This window comes from Methylophilus sp. (genome assembly GCF_035460085.1).
In the GTDB taxonomy this organism is placed as follows: domain Bacteria; phylum Pseudomonadota; class Gammaproteobacteria; order Burkholderiales; family Methylophilaceae; genus Methylophilus.
In genome coordinates, this window is sequence record NZ_DATHWZ010000034.1 from 1 (window position 1) to 18322 (window position 18322).

The 18322-nt window shown below is 50.3% G+C and carries 21 protein-coding genes and 1 rRNA gene; 16 read left to right on the forward strand and 6 right to left on the reverse strand.

From position 1 onward, the window contains the following. The 15 genes from rrf to VK958_RS05895 all read left to right on the forward strand — a co-directional run. A 5S ribosomal RNA gene (rrf, locus tag VK958_RS13960) occupies positions 1-93 on the forward strand; the annotation flags it as partial. Positions 94-498: 405 nt separating this feature from the next. Beyond that, a complete protein-coding gene (gene ispD, locus VK958_RS05830) occupies positions 499-1230 on the forward strand; it encodes a 2-C-methyl-D-erythritol 4-phosphate cytidylyltransferase (protein WP_325239767.1) in 732 nt (243 codons plus the stop codon). Beyond that, on the forward strand, positions 1227-1712 hold the full coding sequence (gene ispF / locus VK958_RS05835; protein WP_325239769.1) for a 2-C-methyl-D-erythritol 2,4-cyclodiphosphate synthase: 486 nt from the start codon (positions 1227-1229) through the stop codon (positions 1710-1712). The genes ispD and ispF overlap by 4 nt, the downstream gene beginning before the upstream one ends. A gap of 8 nt (positions 1713-1720) precedes the next feature. Then, a complete protein-coding gene (locus tag VK958_RS05840; protein ID WP_414683857.1) occupies positions 1721-3544 on the forward strand; it encodes an ABC transporter ATP-binding protein in 1824 nt (607 codons plus the stop codon). Between the two features lie 186 nt (positions 3545-3730). Next, positions 3731-4153, forward strand: a complete 423-nt coding sequence (gspG, locus tag VK958_RS05845) for a type II secretion system major pseudopilin GspG (RefSeq protein ID WP_325239773.1) — start codon at positions 3731-3733, stop codon at positions 4151-4153. A gap of 5 nt (positions 4154-4158) precedes the next feature. After that, positions 4159-5334 carry a type II secretion system F family protein gene (locus VK958_RS05850; protein WP_325239775.1) on the forward strand — a complete coding sequence of 392 codons (1176 nt, stop codon included), beginning with the start codon at positions 4159-4161 and terminating at the stop codon, positions 5332-5334. Further along, on the forward strand, positions 5331-7016 hold the full coding sequence (locus VK958_RS05855; RefSeq protein ID WP_325239777.1) for a GspE/PulE family protein: 1686 nt from the start codon (positions 5331-5333) through the stop codon (positions 7014-7016). The genes VK958_RS05850 and VK958_RS05855 overlap by 4 nt, the downstream gene beginning before the upstream one ends. Next, complete coding sequence (locus tag VK958_RS05860) at positions 6997-7848, forward strand: hypothetical protein (protein WP_325239779.1); 852 nt, start codon at positions 6997-6999, stop codon at positions 7846-7848. Before VK958_RS05855 ends, VK958_RS05860 begins: the two co-directional genes overlap by 20 nt. Then, positions 7838-8467, forward strand: a complete 630-nt coding sequence (locus VK958_RS05865; protein ID WP_325239781.1) for a hypothetical protein — start codon at positions 7838-7840, stop codon at positions 8465-8467. Before VK958_RS05860 ends, VK958_RS05865 begins: the two co-directional genes overlap by 11 nt. Beyond that, the gene (locus tag VK958_RS05870) at positions 8464-9096 is read left to right on the forward strand and encodes a hypothetical protein (protein ID WP_325239783.1); all 633 of its coding nucleotides are present in this window, start codon (positions 8464-8466) and stop codon (positions 9094-9096) included. Before VK958_RS05865 ends, VK958_RS05870 begins: the two co-directional genes overlap by 4 nt. Continuing rightward, complete coding sequence (locus VK958_RS05875; RefSeq protein WP_325239785.1) at positions 9086-9739, forward strand: hypothetical protein; 654 nt, start codon at positions 9086-9088, stop codon at positions 9737-9739. The genes VK958_RS05870 and VK958_RS05875 overlap by 11 nt, the downstream gene beginning before the upstream one ends. Before the next feature lie 3 nt (positions 9740-9742). Further along, positions 9743-11794, forward strand: a complete 2052-nt coding sequence (locus tag VK958_RS05880) for a secretin N-terminal domain-containing protein (RefSeq protein ID WP_325239787.1) — start codon at positions 9743-9745, stop codon at positions 11792-11794. Beyond that, positions 11794-12324, forward strand: coding sequence for a type II secretion system protein (locus tag VK958_RS05885; protein ID WP_325239789.1), 531 nt, complete (start codon positions 11794-11796; stop codon positions 12322-12324). Before VK958_RS05880 ends, VK958_RS05885 begins: the two co-directional genes overlap by 1 nt. Continuing rightward, positions 12311-12709, forward strand: a complete 399-nt coding sequence (locus tag VK958_RS05890; protein WP_325239791.1) for a type IV pilin protein — start codon at positions 12311-12313, stop codon at positions 12707-12709. The genes VK958_RS05885 and VK958_RS05890 overlap by 14 nt, the downstream gene beginning before the upstream one ends. A 2-nt stretch (positions 12710-12711) precedes the next feature. After that, positions 12712-13212, forward strand: coding sequence for a type II secretion system protein (locus tag VK958_RS05895; protein WP_325239793.1), 501 nt, complete (start codon positions 12712-12714; stop codon positions 13210-13212). Between the two features lie 3 nt (positions 13213-13215). On the opposite strand, the gene VK958_RS05900 is transcribed toward VK958_RS05895, so the two are convergent. Continuing rightward, entirely contained in the window at positions 13216-13917 is a 702-nt protein-coding gene (locus tag VK958_RS05900) for a lytic transglycosylase domain-containing protein (RefSeq protein WP_325239795.1), read from the reverse strand. Between the two features lie 204 nt (positions 13918-14121). Here VK958_RS05900 and epsA point away from each other — a divergent pair, with 204 nt between their 5' ends. Then, positions 14122-14952 (forward strand): XrtB/PEP-CTERM-associated transcriptional regulator EpsA, encoded by an 831-nt coding sequence (gene epsA, locus VK958_RS05905; protein WP_325239797.1) that lies wholly within the window; start codon positions 14122-14124, stop codon positions 14950-14952. Between the two features lie 53 nt (positions 14953-15005). On the opposite strand, the gene VK958_RS05910 is transcribed toward epsA, so the two are convergent. From VK958_RS05910 to VK958_RS05930, 5 genes are read right to left on the reverse strand one after another with little or no spacing between them, the layout of a single operon-like run. After that, the gene (locus VK958_RS05910; RefSeq protein ID WP_325239799.1) at positions 15006-15485 is read right to left on the reverse strand and encodes an arsenate reductase ArsC; all 480 of its coding nucleotides are present in this window, start codon (positions 15483-15485) and stop codon (positions 15006-15008) included. A gap of 19 nt (positions 15486-15504) precedes the next feature. Next, entirely contained in the window at positions 15505-16566 is a 1062-nt protein-coding gene (arsB, locus tag VK958_RS05915) for an ACR3 family arsenite efflux transporter (protein WP_325239801.1), read from the reverse strand. Next, on the reverse strand, positions 16563-17057 hold the full coding sequence (locus VK958_RS05920) for an arsenate reductase ArsC (RefSeq protein ID WP_325239803.1): 495 nt from the start codon (positions 17055-17057) through the stop codon (positions 16563-16565). The genes arsB and VK958_RS05920 overlap by 4 nt, the downstream gene beginning before the upstream one ends. Positions 17058-17071: 14 nt before the next feature. Next, positions 17072-17524: an ArsI/CadI family heavy metal resistance metalloenzyme gene (locus VK958_RS05925; RefSeq protein ID WP_325239805.1), complete on the reverse strand. Its 453-nt coding sequence runs from the start codon at positions 17522-17524 to the stop codon at positions 17072-17074. After that, the gene (locus tag VK958_RS05930; RefSeq protein ID WP_325239807.1) at positions 17521-17859 is read right to left on the reverse strand and encodes an ArsR/SmtB family transcription factor; all 339 of its coding nucleotides are present in this window, start codon (positions 17857-17859) and stop codon (positions 17521-17523) included. Before VK958_RS05930 ends, VK958_RS05925 begins: the two co-directional genes overlap by 4 nt. Positions 17860-18322: the final 463 nt, after the last annotated feature.

Here is an 18322-nt window from a genome sequence, read left to right on the forward strand (position 1 = left end):
GAACCACCCCTTCCCATCTCGAACAGGGCCGTGAAACGAACTTGCGCCAATGATAGTGTACTCTTCGTATGCGAAAGTAGGTCATCCCCAAGCTCCTTATAAGAAAACCCCGCTAGCAATAGCGGGGTTTTTGCTTTAACGGTGTTAGCGTGTTGTGAATGGTGTTGAGTGTCGAAGCGGGTGGCTGAACTAGCATTCACAATATGGGCTAGCTAAGCAATCCATAAACCACACATAAAAAAACCCGGTGCACGCACCGGGTTATCAAAGTCTATTAGGATAATGCTTCAAATAGACTGCCATGAAATCTGTACTGCTTAAATGCTTACTTACCAATGATTAACGCCGCTGATACAGTATTACCCTGCGTTGTTCGGCTGTTATGTGAGTCTTCTCCCTCGTTTGCAAACATCATATGAAAACATGGCACCCATGTCATTGGCCCGTTAGGGCTAATCCGGGAACAAGTGGCTAAGCGTGGCATGTTAAAATGGATAGATGGCTAAATATCATGTCTTAATTCCCAGTGCAGGGCACGGCGCTCGCATGCAATCAGTAACTCCCAAGCAGTATTTAATGCTGAATGGCAAACCGTTACTGCGGCACGCAATTGATGTTTTTGAGGCTATGCCTGAAATCACTGGTATTACCATTGTGATTGCGGATAAAGATCCATATTGGAAACCAGCTCTGCTGAACCAGTGTCATAAAACACGTGTAGTGTCAGTAGGTGGTGAGACGCGTGCTACCAGTGTATTAAATGGGTTAAATGCGATAGCGACGTCGGTTAATGCTGACGATTGGATACTGGTGCATGATGCGGCAAGGCCAGGTATTGATCAGGCAATGATCGATCGCTTGATCAATGCAATATCAGATAAGGATGTTGGTGCAATTCTCGCGTTACCATTAGCTGATACTCTGAAGCGTGCTGATGCAAATGCCTTGATCAATGAAACTATTCCCCGCGAAAAACTATGGCAGGCACAAACCCCACAAATATTCCGTCATAGTGAGTTACAACAGGCATTAACCACTCATTTACAGCGTCATCCGACAGATGAGGCACAGGCTATGGAGTGGATGGGGCATCAACCTAAACTGGTTCTGGGTGATTTAAAAAATATGAAAATAACCTACCCACAGGATTTAACGGTCGTTGCTGCATTAATCCAGGCTTCACTTATCAATACAAAAACTTTAAGTTTGAGCGATACAGGAAATTTATGACGCCTTTTAGAATTGGCCACGGCTTTGATGTGCATGCGCTAGTAAGCGGTCGCGATTGCATTATCGGTGGCGTACATATTCCTCATCCACTGGGTCTGGACGGACATTCGGACGCCGATGTACTCCTGCATGCTATTTGTGATGCTTTATTGGGGGCAGCGGCGCTGGGTGATATAGGTAAGCATTTTCCGCCTTCGGACATGCGTTATAAAGGGATAGATTCACGCGAGTTATTAAAGCACGTAGTTGCACTGCTGAGTGACAAAGGCTTTCATATCGGCAACGTAGACGCTACAGTCATCTGCGAAGCGCCGAGACTCGGACCTTATATCAATAGTATTCGAGAGCATATTGCCAGCGACTGTCAGGTCGGCCTTGATTTTATTAACGTTAAAGCGACTACCACTGAAAAGTTAGGCTTTACCGGTCGTGGTGAAGGCATTGCTGCCGAAGCCGTTGTTCTGATTTATACACAAGTTTAACCATGCGATTGTTTTCCAGATTTGAGGGATTGGTATCGCCATTTCCTCCCGAAATTATTAAAACCCTGCCTACACGCTTTTGGCCATTTATGTGGGCATGCTCATATGGCATGCGTAAATACATATTACTCATGACCATGCTGACCGCTTGTATCGGTGCATTTGAAGCATTGCTGTTTGCTTTGATGGGCAAGGTGGTCGATAAACTGACGGCGATTGCGCCACAACAATTGTGGGATACACATCAACAAACATTGACCTGGGTAATCGCTATCCTCATTGGTAGCACGGTGATTATCTTGCTGCAAACTTTGATTAAACATCAAACCTTGGCAGGCAACTTCCCCATGCGCATGCGCTGGCAATTTCATCAGCATATGTTGAATCAAAGTATGTCCTTTTATCAGGACGAGTTTGCCGGAAGAGTTTCCGCTAAGGTGATGCAAACCGCACTGGCAGTCAGAGATGTATGGTTTATCCTGGCTGACATCATGGTGTATGTATTGATCTATTTCACTACAATCGTGACGGTTGTCGGTAATTTCCATCCATGGATGGTGCTGCCATTTCTCGGTTGGCTGCTCTTGTATGGCTGCGCGCTTTTTTACTTTATTCCACGCTTGGCCAAGGTTTCACAACAACAGGCAGATGCACGCGCATTGATGGCTGGGCGGATTACCGATGCTTATACCAATATCCCCACAGTTAAATTGTTTTCGCATGCGGGGCGTGAAGCAGGTTATGCCCAATCAGCCATGCAGGAGTTTTTAGATACCGTGCATGGTCAAATGCGCATGGTCAGTTTTGTAGAGAGCATCAATCACTTTCTCAATATGTGCCTGATCATTGCTAGTGGTGGCATGGTTTTGTGGCTGTGGTCGCAGAGCTTGGTGGCGGCCGGTGCTGTGGCTGCTGTGATGGCGATGAGCCTGAGACTCAATGGGATTTCTCACTGGGTGATGTGGGAGCTTACGTCACTGTATGAGCAAATTGGTACGGTGCAGGATGGCGTAAATACTTTATCCGTTATCAATGACGTTGTAGATCAGCCGGATGCTCCTGCGCTTTCAGTGCCTAAAGGAGAAGTGAGGTTTGACCAGGTTGATTTTGCCTATGCCCAACAGATGCCTTTGCTGCAAAGTTTTGATTTGAATATCCGGCCTGGCGAACGTGTAGGTTTAGTAGGGCGGTCTGGCGCCGGTAAATCAACCATCGTTAATCTGTTAATGCGCTTTTATGATATTCAGTCTGGACAAATACTTATTGATGGGCAATCGATAGCTAGCGTTAAACAGAATTCCTTACGGCAACAGATAGGCATGGTGACGCAGGATACTTCATTGTTGCATCGCTCTGTACGCGAAAATATTCTCTATGGACGTCCAGATGCGACTGAAGAAGATATGGTGGCCGCTGCCAAACGTGCTGAAGCACATGACTTTATCCAGACACTGCGCGATGCCAAAGGACGCATGGGCTATGACGCCCATGTGGGCGAGCGCGGGGTGAAACTTTCTGGTGGTCAGCGCCAGCGTATTGCTATTGCGCGCGTCATGCTTAAAAATGCACCTATCCTGGTCTTGGATGAAGCCACCAGTGCATTGGATTCGGAAGTTGAACAGGCCATTCAACATCATCTTTCGCAATTGATGGAAGGCAAAACCGTGATTGCCATTGCGCATCGGCTTTCTACCATTGCGGCCATGGATAAATTGGTGGTTTTAGATAAAGGAAAAATTGTAGAAACCGGTACCCATCACGAATTACTCAAGCTGAATGGTATTTACGCCAAGCTTTGGGCACACCAGAGTGGTGGTTTTCTTGGTGATTAACGGCTTCATACATCCTCCCGAGTAAGTTCCACCGATTATCTTTTCTAGTCATTTACGCAAACTTCCTCCTGATCGTCAAAATTGTTAATAAATATTTACAATTTTGACGATTTGTCACATTGCTGCCACTTTTCTGCAATCTGAACTGCTTAGTATTGTCATCAAATTTTCATGGAGAAATATTGGATGACGCATCGTTCGGTCAGAGGCAGTGCCGGGTTTACCTTACTCGAATTACTGGTGGTAATGGTCATTATCGGCTTACTGGCGGGCTACGTTGGTCCCAAGTATTTTCAGCAGATTGGCAAGTCTGAAGTGAAGACGGCAAAGGCACAAATCGCTGCGCTTGAGCAATCCCTCGACCAGCTCCGCCTCGATGTCGGCCACTACCCTTCTACCGAGCAGGGCCTGAATGCGCTGATGGCCAACACCGATAATGACACCCGATGGAGCGGACCTTACCTGAAGAAGGGGGTGCCGAATGATCCGTGGGGTAAGCCTTACCAGTATCGTTTCCCGGGCCAGCATGGCGAGTATGATTTATTCAGCTATGGCAAAGATGGCCAGGTGGGCGGCACTGATGAGTCGCAGGACATTACCAGCTGGTAATTGACATGCGCTACCAGGCCAAAGTGTTAAACGGCTCCTTATTGTCCATGGTCGAATTACAGGCCGACGATGAGCAGGATGCCTATGCGCAGTTAAAGTCTAAGGGCTTGCTGCCGGTCTCCCTGCAATTGGATAAATCCGGCAAAAAACACTTGAAGAAAGAGGCCTTCCCGTTAGCCTTGTTCAGCCAGGAGTTATTGGCTTTATTGCAGTCAGGACTGAATCTGGTGGAAGCGATTGAAGCACTTTCATTACGCCAGGACCATACCCGCACCGTATTGCAAGGCATCTTGCAATCGTTACAGCAAGGTAAGTCATTCTCAGCCGCGCTTGAGCGCCAGCCGGAAGTATTTCCTCCGCTTTATTTCGCCACTGTTAAAGCGGCTGAACGTACTGGTGATTTAGGTAATGCCTTATCTCGCTACATCGCTTACGACAACCAGGTATCACTATTAAAAAAGAAAATCATCAGCGCTTCGATTTACCCCATGCTGCTGATTATCGTCGGTGGCCTGGTGATCGCATTTCTGATGGGCTTTGTGGTACCCAAGTTCAGCAGCGTGTATGAAGGCACCGGCGCAGATTTACCGTGGATGTCGCAAATGATGTTGCAGTGGGGCACCCTGATTTCACAACACGGTGAAACCATGCTCGCCATATTGGTCGGCAGCTTCATCGGGCTGATCCTGGTATTTAAAACACCTAGCATGCGGCAAGCCATGGTGAGGGCAATCTGGCGTATCCCGGCTGTAGGGGCCAAGTTGCAACTCTATCAGCTGGCACGCTTTTACCGCACTTTGGGTATGTTACTGGCGGGCGGTACGCCTATCATGACGGCGATTGATTCGCTGGGCGGTTTGCTGGATCGCAGCATGTCACTCAGCCTGCAACAGGCACAAACCATGATCAGCCAGGGTCAGCCGCTATCGCATGCGTTTAAAACTGCAGGCATGACAACACCGATTGGCGAACGCATGCTGCTGGTCGGTGAACGTGGCGGCAACGTGGCACAGATGATGGACAGTATCGCCGGTTTTTATGACGAAGAGCTGGCGCGCTGGATAGACTGGTTCACCAAATTGTTTGAGCCCTTGCTGATGCTGTTTATTGGCCTGGTGATTGGTGTTGTGGTGTTGCTGCTGTATATGCCGATATTTGAACTGGCGGGGCAAATCCAATGAACCAGCCTTTACCCACAACACTGCAAGCGGATGTGTTCGCGCAGGCACAAATGCTGGCGCAACAGCAGCAACGCCGTGTCATTGAAGTGCTGGAAGAATTACTGTCATTAGACAGCGAGGCGCTGGTCAATCAGTTGGGGCATTTATTGCATTACCCGGTCGCTACCATGCGCGAAATGCGTGAATGGCAGGTCGCATTTGATGTCATCAGCTACAACACTGCACAGCAAAAAGAGTGCCTGGCGTTTCATGATGAAAACCATGCATTGATCCTGATATTCGCTGATCCGTTCGACAAACAATTACCCTTATGGGCACAGCATGCGGTGCAGCAGACCTTTACATGGCGATTAGCACACCGGCTGGATATCAGCGCCTACCTGGCCGGTGAAGAAGAAACCATGCGCGCCATGGATGGCATGGGGCTCCATGAAGACCAGGCACAGGAGGGGGAAGAGGAGGTTGTGATGCAACTTTCGCTTAAATCCATCCATGAAGATGCCAACCCCATTATCAAACTGATCAACTCCACTTTATATGATGCGCTGAAAACCGGCGCCAGCGATATTCACCTGGAGTCGCACCCTGGCGGACTGGCAGTGAAATACCGCATTGATGGCGTGATGGCCAGCATTGCCAATAGCCCGGGGCTGGATAGCGCAGAACAAGCGATTTCAAGGATCAAAGTGATGGCGCAACTGGATATTGCCGAGCGGCGTATTCCGCAGGATGGCCGTTTCAAAGTGCATGCCATGAACCGGTTAATCGACTTCCGCGTCTCTATCATGCCGAGTGCCTTTGGTGAAGATGCAGTATTAAGGGTATTGGACCGTAAAGCCCTGACCGAGCAGGCGCAAGGCTTAAGCCTGAAAGCGCTGGGCTTTGACGACGACGTGATTGCCAGGTTCAGGAAGCTGGCGAGTGAGCCTTACGGCATGGTGCTTGTCACCGGCCCCACAGGTAGTGGTAAAACCACTTCTTTGTATGCAGCAATTTCTGAAGTGAATACCGGCTTTGACAAAATTGTCACCATTGAAGACCCGGTGGAATATCAACTGCCAGGCGTATTGCAAATTCCCGTCAACGAGAAAAAAGGGCTGACTTTTGCGCGCGGATTACGGTCTATTTTGCGTCACGACCCCGACAAAATCATGGTCGGCGAAATCCGGGATGCGGAAACCGCACAGATTGCGGTGCAGGCAGCATTGACCGGTCACTTGGTGTTCTCAACCGTGCATGCCAACAGTGTGTTGGATGTGATAGGCCGCTTTATGCATATGGGTGTAGACCCGTATCACTTTGTGTCGGCCGTCAACGGTATTATTGCACAGCGGTTGGTACGCAGCTTGTGCCAGCAATGCGCTGAACCATTTGTGCCCGATGCAGCGTTACTGGAAGCCTCAGGCCTGACCCTGGAACAGACAGTAGGGATGGCCTTTAAACATGCCAAAGGCTGCGGGCATTGCCGCGGCACCGGTTATAAAGGCCGCAAGGCGGTCGCTGAAGTATTGGTGCTGAATGACGAGTTGCGGGAAATGATCATTGCGCGAGAACCTATCCGCCAGTTGAAAGAAGCCGCTGCAAAAAATGGAATGCGTAGCATACGCGAAGCGGCAGTCAGTGCTGCAGGCGCGGGCCTGACCAGTTTGCAGGAGATTAACCGTGTCACGTTTATTGCCTGATATGGTGAGTCAAATAAGGTGGTGCGGCCTGACGCGGGTACTGGTGACGGCTGACAGCGTGCTGGCCGAGCACTGGTCGGCAGGTATTCAATCACGCAGGGTGGTTGCACAAGATACCCTGGAAAGCATGGAACCTCTAGCCCTACAGGCAGCGATGACTGCTGTCATCTCGCAATTGCCATCCACCGACTGGCAGCGTATCGAAATTTACCTGGCAGACCAGCATGTGCATTTGATGTTATTACCGGCGATTCAACAGTCCGGCCAGGCTAACGCTTTATCCGGTGCAGAGCTGCAAGCGTATGCGCGCGCCATCCTGCTCAAAACGTATGGTGAGGCGGCGGTGCAATGGCCGTTGCGTATGCAGGATGTACTGCAAAGCCATGCTTCATTACTCGCTACTACACCGGTCTTGCAAAATATCGCTGCAAAAACGCTGGTTGCGCCACGTAAATACCTGCAATTGTCAGTGCAACCTTACGCCTGTGCACTGTGGGCGCATACCCGTCTGCCGGCGGATGGCACGATAGTGAGCGCCGAGCCGCATATGTTGCGATTATTACAGTTGCAGCAAGGCGAGATTACCCATGTTGCCAGCCTGGTCAGTGATCTGGCTGAGGTAGATAGCATGGCGGCATGGTTGCTGCGTGAGCGGACTTTGCTCGGCGTGCAGGCCTCTGCCTGCTACTGGTTGAGTGAACCCGCGTGCGAGCCTGTGGCTGCTGTTGGGCGTAGGTTGTCGCAGCACCTGGCAGGCCGGTTGACCTGGAAAAACTTGTATTCCGCTAATGCGATTACCTCGCTGTGGCAAGAGGTCGCATATGTGGCCTAACCCGAACTACCATTTTGAATTTTCCCAGCCAGCGTTTGCCTGGCAAAAGGTGCGCTGGCCGGGTGTATTACTGTTAGTCGTGTGTGCCTTGCTGGTAGTGACTGCCTGGCATGCAGATGACGATGTCAGTGCGCAATTGCTAGCAATGGAGCAACGCAAAACGGAGTTGTCCCAAGCATTGGCGCAAGCGAATGACGCCGCCAGTCAGTTACAAAAAACAATCGTGGCTCAAGCGCTGCCTGCAAGAACACCGGAAGAGGCAAAGCAGAATGCCCGTGCAGCTGCGCAAAAGAAGGCGGCCATCGCACTCACCCAGGCGCAGGAAAAAGAAGCGGTAACGATTACGCAGCAATTGAATATCCGCTGGTTCGATTTGTTGCAGGCGCTGGAATCCAGGCAGATCAAGGACATTGCCTTGTTGCAATTGTTACCCGATGCTGCGCGTGGGCAATTCACCTTGTCCGGTGAAGCCAAGGATTACAACACCCTGTTGAAATATGTGGGTCATTTGCAGGAAGAAGCAGTACTTACGCAAGTGCACCTGCAAAAACACCAGGTGATTGAAACGCATCCACAACGCCCGGTGAGTTTTGAGATTCAGGGCGGATGGCAGCCATGAACCGTTTGCGCTTGCCTAACATGACGGGGCTGATCTGGTTAGCCAGGCGTAGCGCCTGGTACCTGGGCTTGTTGCCTATGTTAGCCAGCAGCGTGCTCATCATCGTCTGGCTATATCTGGTACAGCAACAACCTGAAAAAACGGCACAGCTTGCTTCGCTGGAACAGGAAATCGCCCAGCTGAAATTGCAGCCGGCCACGCCTGTTGAAACCAGGCCGCTCGCTGCAAAAAAGGTCAAGACTGCCACAACGCCTGAAGAGGCAAGTGAGCCCGTCACCCTGTCGGAATTGTGGCAGCAGCTGCCTGCCAGCAGCGAGTTATCACCGCGTATGTTGCAGGTCGCCGCGCTGGCGCAAAAGCATAATATCCTATTGAATGTGGGCGATTATCAGTGGCAGGCACATCAGGCGGCTGTAGGCTCGCAGCCGATACAGCAGTTTGATATGCGTTTCACGATCCAGTCGGACTATGTCACTTGCCGCCGTTTTATCAGTGAAGTGCTGCGTCGTTACCCGACCATGGCGTTAACCGGGCTGGAGCTGCGCAAGAACGAAACCCTGCAGCCGGTGATTGAGACGACGCTGACATTCTCCATGTTTATCCGAGGAGGGCGAGAGCATGCGACTTGAGGCAGCTAACGCACAAACATCCCGCCGGCCGCTGTTGTGGATCAGTTTGCTGCTGACATTTGCCTTGGTTTACTGGCAATGGTCGGCCGAGCAGGATGCGACTGAGGAGGTCGTCGTTGCAGACAGCACATTGACCACTCCTGCACCTGTAAAAAACAGTGCACCGATAGCAGCTACTTCAGCAGCAGTGACAGTCTCTGAACCGCAAGTGGACAGCGGTCATGATCATGCTGCGCAGCCCGTAGTAGCCGAGACAGTCACTCCTGTCGTACTGCCGCGAAAGTTACCCGCAAAAGTCAGTCATGCCCTGTTTACCGCACACGAGTGGTTGCCACCGCCAGTCAAACCACAACCGCTACCGCCACCGCAAGCACCGCCAGTACCTTACACCTACGTAGGCAGCATGCAGGATGTTCCCGAAGGCAGCACAGTGATTCTGATGCAGCAGAAAAAAGTACTGATGCCTAAGCTGAAAAGCCAGGTGACTGCGCAATGGCGGCTGGATAATGAAGATGCGCAATCCGTGTATTTTACTTATTTGCCGCTTAATCAGGCAGTGGTATTGAGTAAGGCTAAAACCGCAGCAGCAGGGCAACGCCAGTCTGTGGCGGATACTGAAGAAAACATTCCGTTAGAACAATAATTCATGAGTCATCCTTATATTAAATCTCATCGCTCAACTGCGCTGCCAACCCGTTTACGGACCACGCTACTCCTGCTGTGTATAGCCTGTGGTCTGGCTGCCTGCAGTCTGTTCCCGCCTAAACTCACGGCCACCACACCTGAGGGCAAAGTACACGAATTAGCTAAACTGGTGGCTGAAAAACCAGGTGATGTGGAATTACGCAATCGCTGGTACCGCGAACGCGAACAGGCGATCAATGCCCTCTCTTTCGAAGCCGAAGCGGCCAATGCCAAAGGCAATGTTGCTGAAGCAAAACAGATCTACGCGCGGATACTGACGCTGGATGCAAATCATCCCAAAGCACTGGATTATGAGAGAGCGGGCGAGCGCGAGATTATATTGCGCAAGCAACTGGAAGCGGCCAAACAAAAGATGGATCAGCCTAAAGAAGCCCTCAAACTGGTACGCGATATCCTGCTGGAGCAGCCGACCAACGAGCAGGCATTAGCGCTGGAAAGACAGCTGATTGCACTGGAAACCCATGCACGTGCGGCGTTACCCCAACTGCAAACCGGCTTAAGCAAACCGGTGACACTGGAACTACGTGAGGCCAATATCAAAGTCGTGTTTGAGGCGTTGTCACGTGCCACTGGCGTCAACTTTATCCTGGATAAAGATATCAAGCCGGAAATGAAAGCCTCGGTATTCCTTAAGAAAATGCCGATTGAAGATGCGATCGACATGGTGCTGACCAGCAACGGCTTGCAGAAAAAAGTACTTTCGCCCAACAGCCTGCTGGTGTATCCCGCTACCCAGCAAAAGAACAAGGATTACCAGGACCTGCTGATCCGCAACTTCTACTTTGCCAATACCAGTGCCAAACAGTGCGCGGACATGCTGCGTACCATCCTTAAAATCCGCGATGTCTATGTTGATGAGCGCCTGAACATGCTGGTATTGCGGGACAGGCCGGAAGTACTGGCCCTGGCAGAGAAAATGATCAAGGCGCAGGACATTGCCGACCCGGAAGTGATGCTGGAAATTGAAGTGATGGAAATCACACGCGGCAAGCTGCAAGACCTGGGGATTATCTACCCTAGCTCACTGACAGTATTGAATAGCCCTTTAACGCTGGAAGCCTTGAAGAACCTGAAGTCTTCCAATATCGGCGTCAGCCCTAACCCCAGCATACAGTTCAAGACCACCGATACGGATTTGAACTTGCTGTCCAATCCGCGTATCCGTGTCAAGAATAATGAAAAAGCCAAAGTGCTGGTCGGTAACAAAGTGCCTGTGATTACCACTAATACCACCGCCAACGTCGGTACCTCCGAAAGTGTGTCTTATGTAGATGTCGGGCTGAAGCTGGAAGTGGAACCGCGCATCATGCTGGACGATTTCGTCAGTATCAAAGTCAACCTGGAGGTCAGTTCGTTAGGCGAAGCGGTGACCCTGAGCAATAACTCCAGGGTGTTTAATATCGGCACGCGTAATGCCAGCACGATACTGCGGCTGAAACATGGCGAGACGCAAATTCTGGCGGGCCTGATCCAGGATTCCGAGCGCAAGAATGCAGACAAAGTACCGTTTCTGGGCGAGATCCCGATTTTGGGCAGGTTATTCTCCCGGCATAATGACGAGAAACAAAAGACCGAGATTGTGCTGGCGATCACACCTAAAGTGATCAGCAATGTTACCTTGCCGGAAGCTACCTTCTCCGAATACTGGAGCGGTACCGACACTGTCATCTCTGATAAACCATTGTTGAATACCATGCCGATAACGCCAGCGTTGACACGTGGTCAGCAGATCAGGGAACAACAGTTACAACAACGGCAAAGTGAGTTGAATGAGCCGATTGAGCCGCCATCGATCGAGTCCCCTGAAACGCCTGCAGTGCCTGAAGCGAGTATCCCTGCGCCTGATGCACTCCCTCCGCCGCCGGAACCAGCCAGCACCTTTCCTTCTTCAAACGTTAAAGGTGCAGTACCGGGTATGTCCAACAATGTGAATGGCCGTGGCATAGAAGAGCAATCGCCGACCAGCTTGCCTGCGCCCAAGGTGATCCCGTGATGTGGTTGAAGCCTCCGTTCACAGTGAGGCGTTACCTTGCCGGGCATACAACAACAGGCAGCGGATTCACCCTGGTTGAATTAATGGTTTCGCTGACGATTGTAGCCATTATGGCCAGTGTGGCGACGCCTATGGTGCAAGTGACTTTGCAACGGCAAAAGGAACAGCAGTTACGTGAGCAGTTGCGTGAAATCCGCCGCGCGATCGATAGCTACAAAAAGGCGGCTGATGATGGCCGTATCAAGAAAAATTCGGATGCTACCGGCTATCCGCCGAATTTACAGATACTGGCCGAAGGTGTGCAGGATATCAAAGATCCCAAACACAAGGTCTTGCGCTTCCTGCGCAGGGTGCCGCAAGACCCCATGCTAAAAGTCCAGCAAACTGCCGGTGTAAGCCCGGCCACAGGCTGGGGTTTGCGCAGTTATGATAGCCCGCCAGAGGCGCCACGCTACAGCCAGGATGTGTATGACGTGTATTCGCTGAGTACACAGACCGGGATCAACGGAGTGCCTTATGCGCAATGGTAAATATCATGTGATTAAACGAATCACAGGGTTCACCTTGGTGGAGTTGCTGGTGGTTTTGTCCATTCTGGCGCTGCTGCTGTCTTTGGCCGTGCCGCGTTATTTTTCCGGGGTGCAGCGAGCCAAAGAACAAGCGCTCAAGCAGCAACTGGCCACCACGCGCAAAGCATTGGACGAGTTTTTTTCTGATCAGGGACAATACCCTGATACCTTGCAAGAACTGGTAGACAAGCATTACCTGGATAAGCTGCCATGGGATACCATCAGCGAAAGCAACGATACCTGGGTGATTACAGCACCCGAACTACCGATGGTAGGCGGGGTTTATACTTTGCACAGCAGTGCTGCCGGTCAGGCGGCAGATGGCAGCCTGTATACAGACTGGTAATCGTGTTTCAATTTTTCAGGGGTCAACTGGGATTTTCGTATATCGGCGTGATGATCACGCTGGTGATTGCAGCGATTGGCATGCAGGGTGCGGCTGTCATGTGGCAACAACAGACACAGCGTGCCAATGAAGCATTGTTACTGGAAATCGGAGAAGCCTATCGGCTGGCGATCGGGCGTTATTATGAGTCCACGCCTCAACCGGTTAAACAGTATCCCCGAATGCTTGAGGAACTGGTGGAAGACAAACGCTTCCCGGTACTTAAAAGGCATTTGCGCAAACGCTATCCGGACCCGTTTTCTGCGAAGCAGGCCATGCGCTTGGTAGTGCGTGACGGTCGCATCGTCGGTGTGCATAGCCAGTCTTTACTCGAACCCATCCGTAGTGCCGGTTACCAGGAATTTCAATCCGGTTTTCATGGGGCCAAGCACTATCGCGAGTGGCAGTTTGTTTATGAACCGAATACCCTGGCAGACCTGGAGGTGGCTTGGGTAAGCCGTTAGGTCTTAATCCATATCCGATATTTCGTGCGGTAACCGGGTTTTGAATGCCCGGTAATAACTTAATACTTTAGGCACGTATTGCCGGGTTTCAGCAAATGGGGGCAGGGTGTTTTGCCGCAGTTTCACGGCATTTGGCCCGGCATTGTAAGCGGCAAGCGCAAGGGATACATCGCCTTCAAACAGTTGCAGCATATTTTTCAGATAGCGGGAACCCCACAAGATCTGCTGGCGTACAGACCATTGCTTGACCGGGATCGTGGAGAAAGACCGCGCAGTGGAAGGTAACACCTGCATCAATCCATAGGCCCCTTTCCTGGATTGCGCCTGCGGATTGTAGCCTGACTCTGTCGCAATCACCGCGTGTATCAGGGCCGCGTCAATTTGAGTCGCTCTTGCGATTTCCTGTACTTCATTCTGGTAAGGGATGCGACCGTTTTGCCAGCGTAAATGCTTAAGCCCTTCGCGACTGGCAGGGGTTGATTCTAGCGTTATTTCCTCATCATTGACATTACTGATGACCAGCTCGGTATCACTGGAATCATCTATTAGAATTTGACTGCCCATCCGCTGGACTTCCATAGAAGTGTCAGCAAATGCGTTGCTGACGATTACCCAGCCAAGCAACACACTGGCAGTCAGCAGCATATTGATACATCGCTTACAGTCATTGGGGTTCAAAAGCGTCATGATGGCAAATAATGCCATGACCATATGACACCTAAAAGACATAGCGAGTGATATGGTGCATCATCAAAGGCCAAGGCTTGTCGGGACATGTGTTCCATTTTGCGATTAGTCCTTTTTATGATCCGCTGTCATGAATTTATCAACCAACTGACATGCGGCAATCATTTTTCTGTCACAAATTCTCCGCAAACTGTGCTGCATTTATATCAATGTGGCAAACACATGAGCACAATCACAGGGACGGATCAGGCCAATGACCAATGGGGATTGGCGCTGAATGAGGAACAGCGCTCGCTATTTATGGAGGTGATCGAAGAGTCACTGCGCTTGCAGCATCGCTCGCACTTTTTTAACTGGTTGCAACGCGGATTTCAATGTTTGCTTGCGCATGAAGTAGTCATCGTCGGCGTGCGTGGGACAGAGCGACCCACTTACGATTATGAGTACCTGACCTCAAGCCGCTATTTTGGCGACACGCAATTTGACCAGGTGCTCCATGAAACCGATGGCCTGGTAAGCCAGGCCTTTGAACAATGGCGGACGTTCAGCAAACCACTGTTTTACCATACAGAAATACCCAGCCAGCAAAACAGCCACTTTGCCGTAGAGCAAATAGAGGCCGAAAGGATGAGCGCTTCCGAACTCAAGCGTTTTGTCGTGCATGGCTTTGGAAACGAACACAGCCGCATCGCAACACTCGTCATGTTTGGCCGCTTGAGTTCTCCCGTCAACGCGCAAACCGCGCATTTACTGGAATTGCTGATGCCGCACCTGCACTGTGCCATCGAAAAAGTCACCGCCAATAAATGTCCGTCCGTGCTATCAACTACCACACGTAACAGCCGCGTCAAACCTTTGAGCAGGCGCGAACTGGAAGTGCTGGAATGGCTGCAGGCCGGGAAAACCAATTGGGAGATCGGCAGCATCATGGAGATCAGCCCGCTGACCATCAAAAACCATGTGCAGAATATCCTGCGGAAAATGGATGTTGAAAACCGCAGCCAGGCAGCCAGCAAAGCGCTCAAGATGGGATTGATTTCACGCAAACAGTGAGAGGGCAGAGTGAACCCGTGATGGGTTCAAATTTGCCATCTATTGATTGTTGACTATGTAATGGTCGCTGCTATGTCATCCATCGATGCTTTCAGTGCTGCTTTATCATTTTTCAATTGTTCAAGCGGCAATTGAAAGAATGCTTCGATGCGGGCACGTAGCGTATGGTAAGCCTTGTAAAAAGCGGCCTCTATTTCTTCGTCAGTTCCCATCACGTGGGCTGGATCTTCCACCCCCCAGTGGGTGCGGATCACCGGGCCTAGATAAGCCGGACAGGTCTCCCCGGCCGCGCTACTGCAGACCGTAATCACAATGTCCGGGGTCACTGGCAAATTATCCCATGACTTACTGTAGTAGCTATCGGTGGTAATCCCTTCTTTTGCAAGCAAAGCCAGCGATCTGGGGTGCACATACCCTGTTGGCTTGCTGCCAGCGCTCATTGCATGCCAGCCTTCTGGCGCAAGATGGTTGAAGGTAGCCTCTCCCAGAATTGAACGGCAGGAGTTACCGGTACATAAAAACAGAATGTTCATTTTTGACTTTCTTGACAGATCAGGCCTCGTACCAATGACGGCTACGATTCACAATAGATACGATAGATAACATCACAGGCACTTCAATCAGCACGCCCACTACAGTCGCTAGCGCCGCGCCTGAGTGAAATCCAAATAATGCGATGGCCGTAGCCACGGCCAGTTCAAAGAAGTTAGAGGCACCAATCAGGGCGGATGGGCCCGCGACACAATGGGCAACTTTGAACTTCTTGTTTAACCAGTAAGCGAGTAGCGCATTGAAATAGACCTGAATCAGGATGGGCACCGACAATAACAAGATCACCGTTGGCTGTGCGAGGATCTGCTCACCCTGGAAAGCAAACAACAGCACCAGGGTTAACAGCAAAGCACTCAGGGAGAATGGTTGTATCGTCTTCAGCGTGGCTTCTAATGTGCGTGCCCCCTGCGCTAGCAGCCATTTTCTTAATAGCTGGCTAATGATGACAGGCACCACAATAAACAACAGTACAGACACGAATAGCGTGTTCCATGGCACCACAATGCTGGACAGGCCTAGCAGTAAAGCCACGATAGGCGCAAATGCGAACAGCATGATGGTATCGTTGATAGCCACTTGCGATAACGTGAATGTCGGCTCACCTTTGCATAAGTTGCTCCAGACAAACACCATGGCAGTGCAGGGTGCCGCAGCCAGTAATATAAGGCCCGCAATATAGCTATCCAACTGGTCCGCAGGGAGCAGGTCGGCGAATAAGTGCCGGATAAATATCCATGCCAGCAAAGCCATCGAAAACGGCTTCACCAACCAGTTGATGAACAGGGTGACACCTATACCTTTGGCATGGTGAAACACCTCTCCCATCGCACTGAAATCCACTTTCAGCAGCATCGGAATAATCATCAACCAAATCAGTACGGCCACCGGCAGGTTAACTTCAGCCAATTTCAAGCCGCCTATCGCATGGAAAGCATCTGGCGCTATTTTACCGAGCGCTATGCCGACCGCTATGCAGGCCAGCACCCACCAGGTCAGGTTGCGCTCAAAGCTGCCTATGCCGGCAGGTTGTAGATTCGTTTCTTGCGTTTTTACAGCGTTCATATTTTATTCCCGATATCTGAGAGGTTGTTTCTGAGTGCCATCGCATCGATTTTTTCGACAGGCAGCATGATCAATAAATCAATCCGGCGCTTTAGCATGATCAATGTGTCCTGAAAGGCTTTTTTGATCTGTTCTTCGCTGCCGTTGATTACCGCCGGGTCCTCAACGCTCCAGTCAGCATGCATAGGATGATCCGCCCAAAGTGGACAGTGCTCTCCAGCGGCTTTCGCACATACAGTGAATACCAGATCCATCCTGGAGGCCTCGGGTGCTGCAAATTCATTCCAGTGTTTGCTGCGTAAGCCTTCGGTGTCGACTTTATTGTCTTGCAGTACCTGAAGTGCATATGGATTGACAGTGCCAGTAGGCTGGCTGCCAGCACTGAAGGCTTTGAAACGACCGTTGCCAACATGATTCAATAGCGCTTCAGCAATAATGCTTCTGGCAGAATTCCCGGTACAGATAAACAAAACGTTGTAATGGCTTTTCATGTTTGATTACCTGATCAGGCTTTGTTCCGGGAAATAAACTGGATTTTTTTCGAGGCAGGTACACAGCACTCAGCACCGGTGGTGGGCTCTTTGCCATTAAAGGTAGGGGCACTTTCTAAAGTACAGTAGGTTTCCCATGCAATGCCTGAAGGGTCTTGTACCCAATGTTTATCCGATTTGGCATAACAGCAGGTGGTACCTTCTTCGGTAAGAATGCCTAGCTCAGCTTGTTCCATACGCGTTTTAATGTCGGCGAGTTCATGCTCATCCTCGACCTGGATGCCGATGTGGTCCAAACCTGGCAGCGCGCCGCGCCGGCTGATCGCAAAATTGATCTGGGGTTCTTCCAGCATCCATTTTGCATAATCATGCTTTTCAATGGTGGGTGTACTGCCAAACAGCGTTGAATAGAATTGAATGCTTTGCTGCAAGTCAGCGACCGAAATGTGCAGATGCATACGTTTCATGATGTTTCTCCTTCCGATGGATCACAGCTTAAATCAGGACAACATACAGCTTGTCCGGCACAACAATTTTCCGTGAGGTATGCCAATAAGAGATTCATGGCTTCATAGTTGGCAAAGTAGTAAACGAAGCGACTTTCCTGCCTTGATGACACCATGCCCGCGTTACTGAGTTCTTTGAGATGAAATGAAAGGGTACTCGGCGGGATTTTGAGTCCTTCTGACAGCAGTCCGGCGGAAAGCCCAGCTTCACCCGCTTGTACCAATAACCTGAAAATATCCAGGCGCGCTTCCTGTGCAATAGAGGCAAGTGATTTAACAGCTAGTATTTTATCCATATAACTATATTTCCATAAATATGGAAATATAGTCAAGCCTTAGTTTAAGAATCAATAAATTTTTACCCTAAGGAGGGTGCTTATACTCTTTAATCACCCAATGAATTCGCGCCCCTGATGGTATGTCTCAATGATTATTTGATTGCACTCTGTTGGTGAAGAACAAAACAGTCATGGCAACCGTAGACAATGCATTGACTTGTAGCACTATCAAGGGATTAGAACTGCCACCTCTAAAAGTGCTACATAACATCCACTTGGTTTCGCAGCCATTGCTATTCAAGATCCCCTGCATTGTCACTAAAACTTATTTTGTAGCCTCCCGCCTTTAGTCCGTTAGGACTAGTCCTAAATTCAAAACTGTCATGTTGGCTTTTTAAAATAGTCAGGATTTTATGCATGCACCACATGCATTTTGATTAGCCCGATTGGACTAGTCACAGCGGACTAGCTTTTCAAGTCA

Excerpts from the sequence above, each read along its gene's own strand:
- VK958_RS05850 (WP_325239775.1), top strand. The coding sequence starts at position 4,159 with ATGCGCTACCAGGCCAAAGTGTTAAACGGCTCCTTATTGTCCATGGTC.
- arsB (WP_325239801.1), bottom strand. The coding sequence starts at position 16,566 with ATGAACGCTGTAAAAACGCAAGAAACGAATCTACAACCTGCCGGCATA.
- gspG (WP_325239773.1), top strand. The coding sequence starts at position 3,731 with ATGACGCATCGTTCGGTCAGAGGCAGTGCCGGGTTTACCTTACTCGAA.
- VK958_RS05865 (WP_325239781.1), top strand. The coding sequence starts at position 7,838 with ATGTGGCCTAACCCGAACTACCATTTTGAATTTTCCCAGCCAGCGTTT.
- VK958_RS05870 (WP_325239783.1), top strand. The coding sequence starts at position 8,464 with ATGAACCGTTTGCGCTTGCCTAACATGACGGGGCTGATCTGGTTAGCC.
- VK958_RS05875 (WP_325239785.1), top strand. The coding sequence starts at position 9,086 with ATGCGACTTGAGGCAGCTAACGCACAAACATCCCGCCGGCCGCTGTTG.
- VK958_RS05890 (WP_325239791.1), top strand. The coding sequence starts at position 12,311 with ATGCGCAATGGTAAATATCATGTGATTAAACGAATCACAGGGTTCACC.
- VK958_RS05910 (WP_325239799.1), bottom strand. The coding sequence starts at position 15,485 with ATGAACATTCTGTTTTTATGTACCGGTAACTCCTGCCGTTCAATTCTG.
- epsA (WP_325239797.1), top strand. The coding sequence starts at position 14,122 with ATGAGCACAATCACAGGGACGGATCAGGCCAATGACCAATGGGGATTG.
- VK958_RS05885 (WP_325239789.1), top strand. The coding sequence starts at position 11,794 with ATGTGGTTGAAGCCTCCGTTCACAGTGAGGCGTTACCTTGCCGGGCAT.
- VK958_RS05900 (WP_325239795.1), bottom strand. The coding sequence starts at position 13,917 with ATGGCATTATTTGCCATCATGACGCTTTTGAACCCCAATGACTGTAAG.
- VK958_RS05920 (WP_325239803.1), bottom strand. The coding sequence starts at position 17,057 with ATGAAAAGCCATTACAACGTTTTGTTTATCTGTACCGGGAATTCTGCC.
- VK958_RS05925 (WP_325239805.1), bottom strand. The coding sequence starts at position 17,524 with ATGAAACGTATGCATCTGCACATTTCGGTCGCTGACTTGCAGCAAAGC.
- VK958_RS05930 (WP_325239807.1), bottom strand. The coding sequence starts at position 17,859 with ATGGATAAAATACTAGCTGTTAAATCACTTGCCTCTATTGCACAGGAA.
- VK958_RS05855 (WP_325239777.1), top strand. The coding sequence starts at position 5,331 with ATGAACCAGCCTTTACCCACAACACTGCAAGCGGATGTGTTCGCGCAG.
- ispD (WP_325239767.1), top strand. The coding sequence starts at position 499 with ATGGCTAAATATCATGTCTTAATTCCCAGTGCAGGGCACGGCGCTCGC.
- VK958_RS05880 (WP_325239787.1), top strand. The coding sequence starts at position 9,743 with ATGAGTCATCCTTATATTAAATCTCATCGCTCAACTGCGCTGCCAACC.
- ispF (WP_325239769.1), top strand. The coding sequence starts at position 1,227 with ATGACGCCTTTTAGAATTGGCCACGGCTTTGATGTGCATGCGCTAGTA.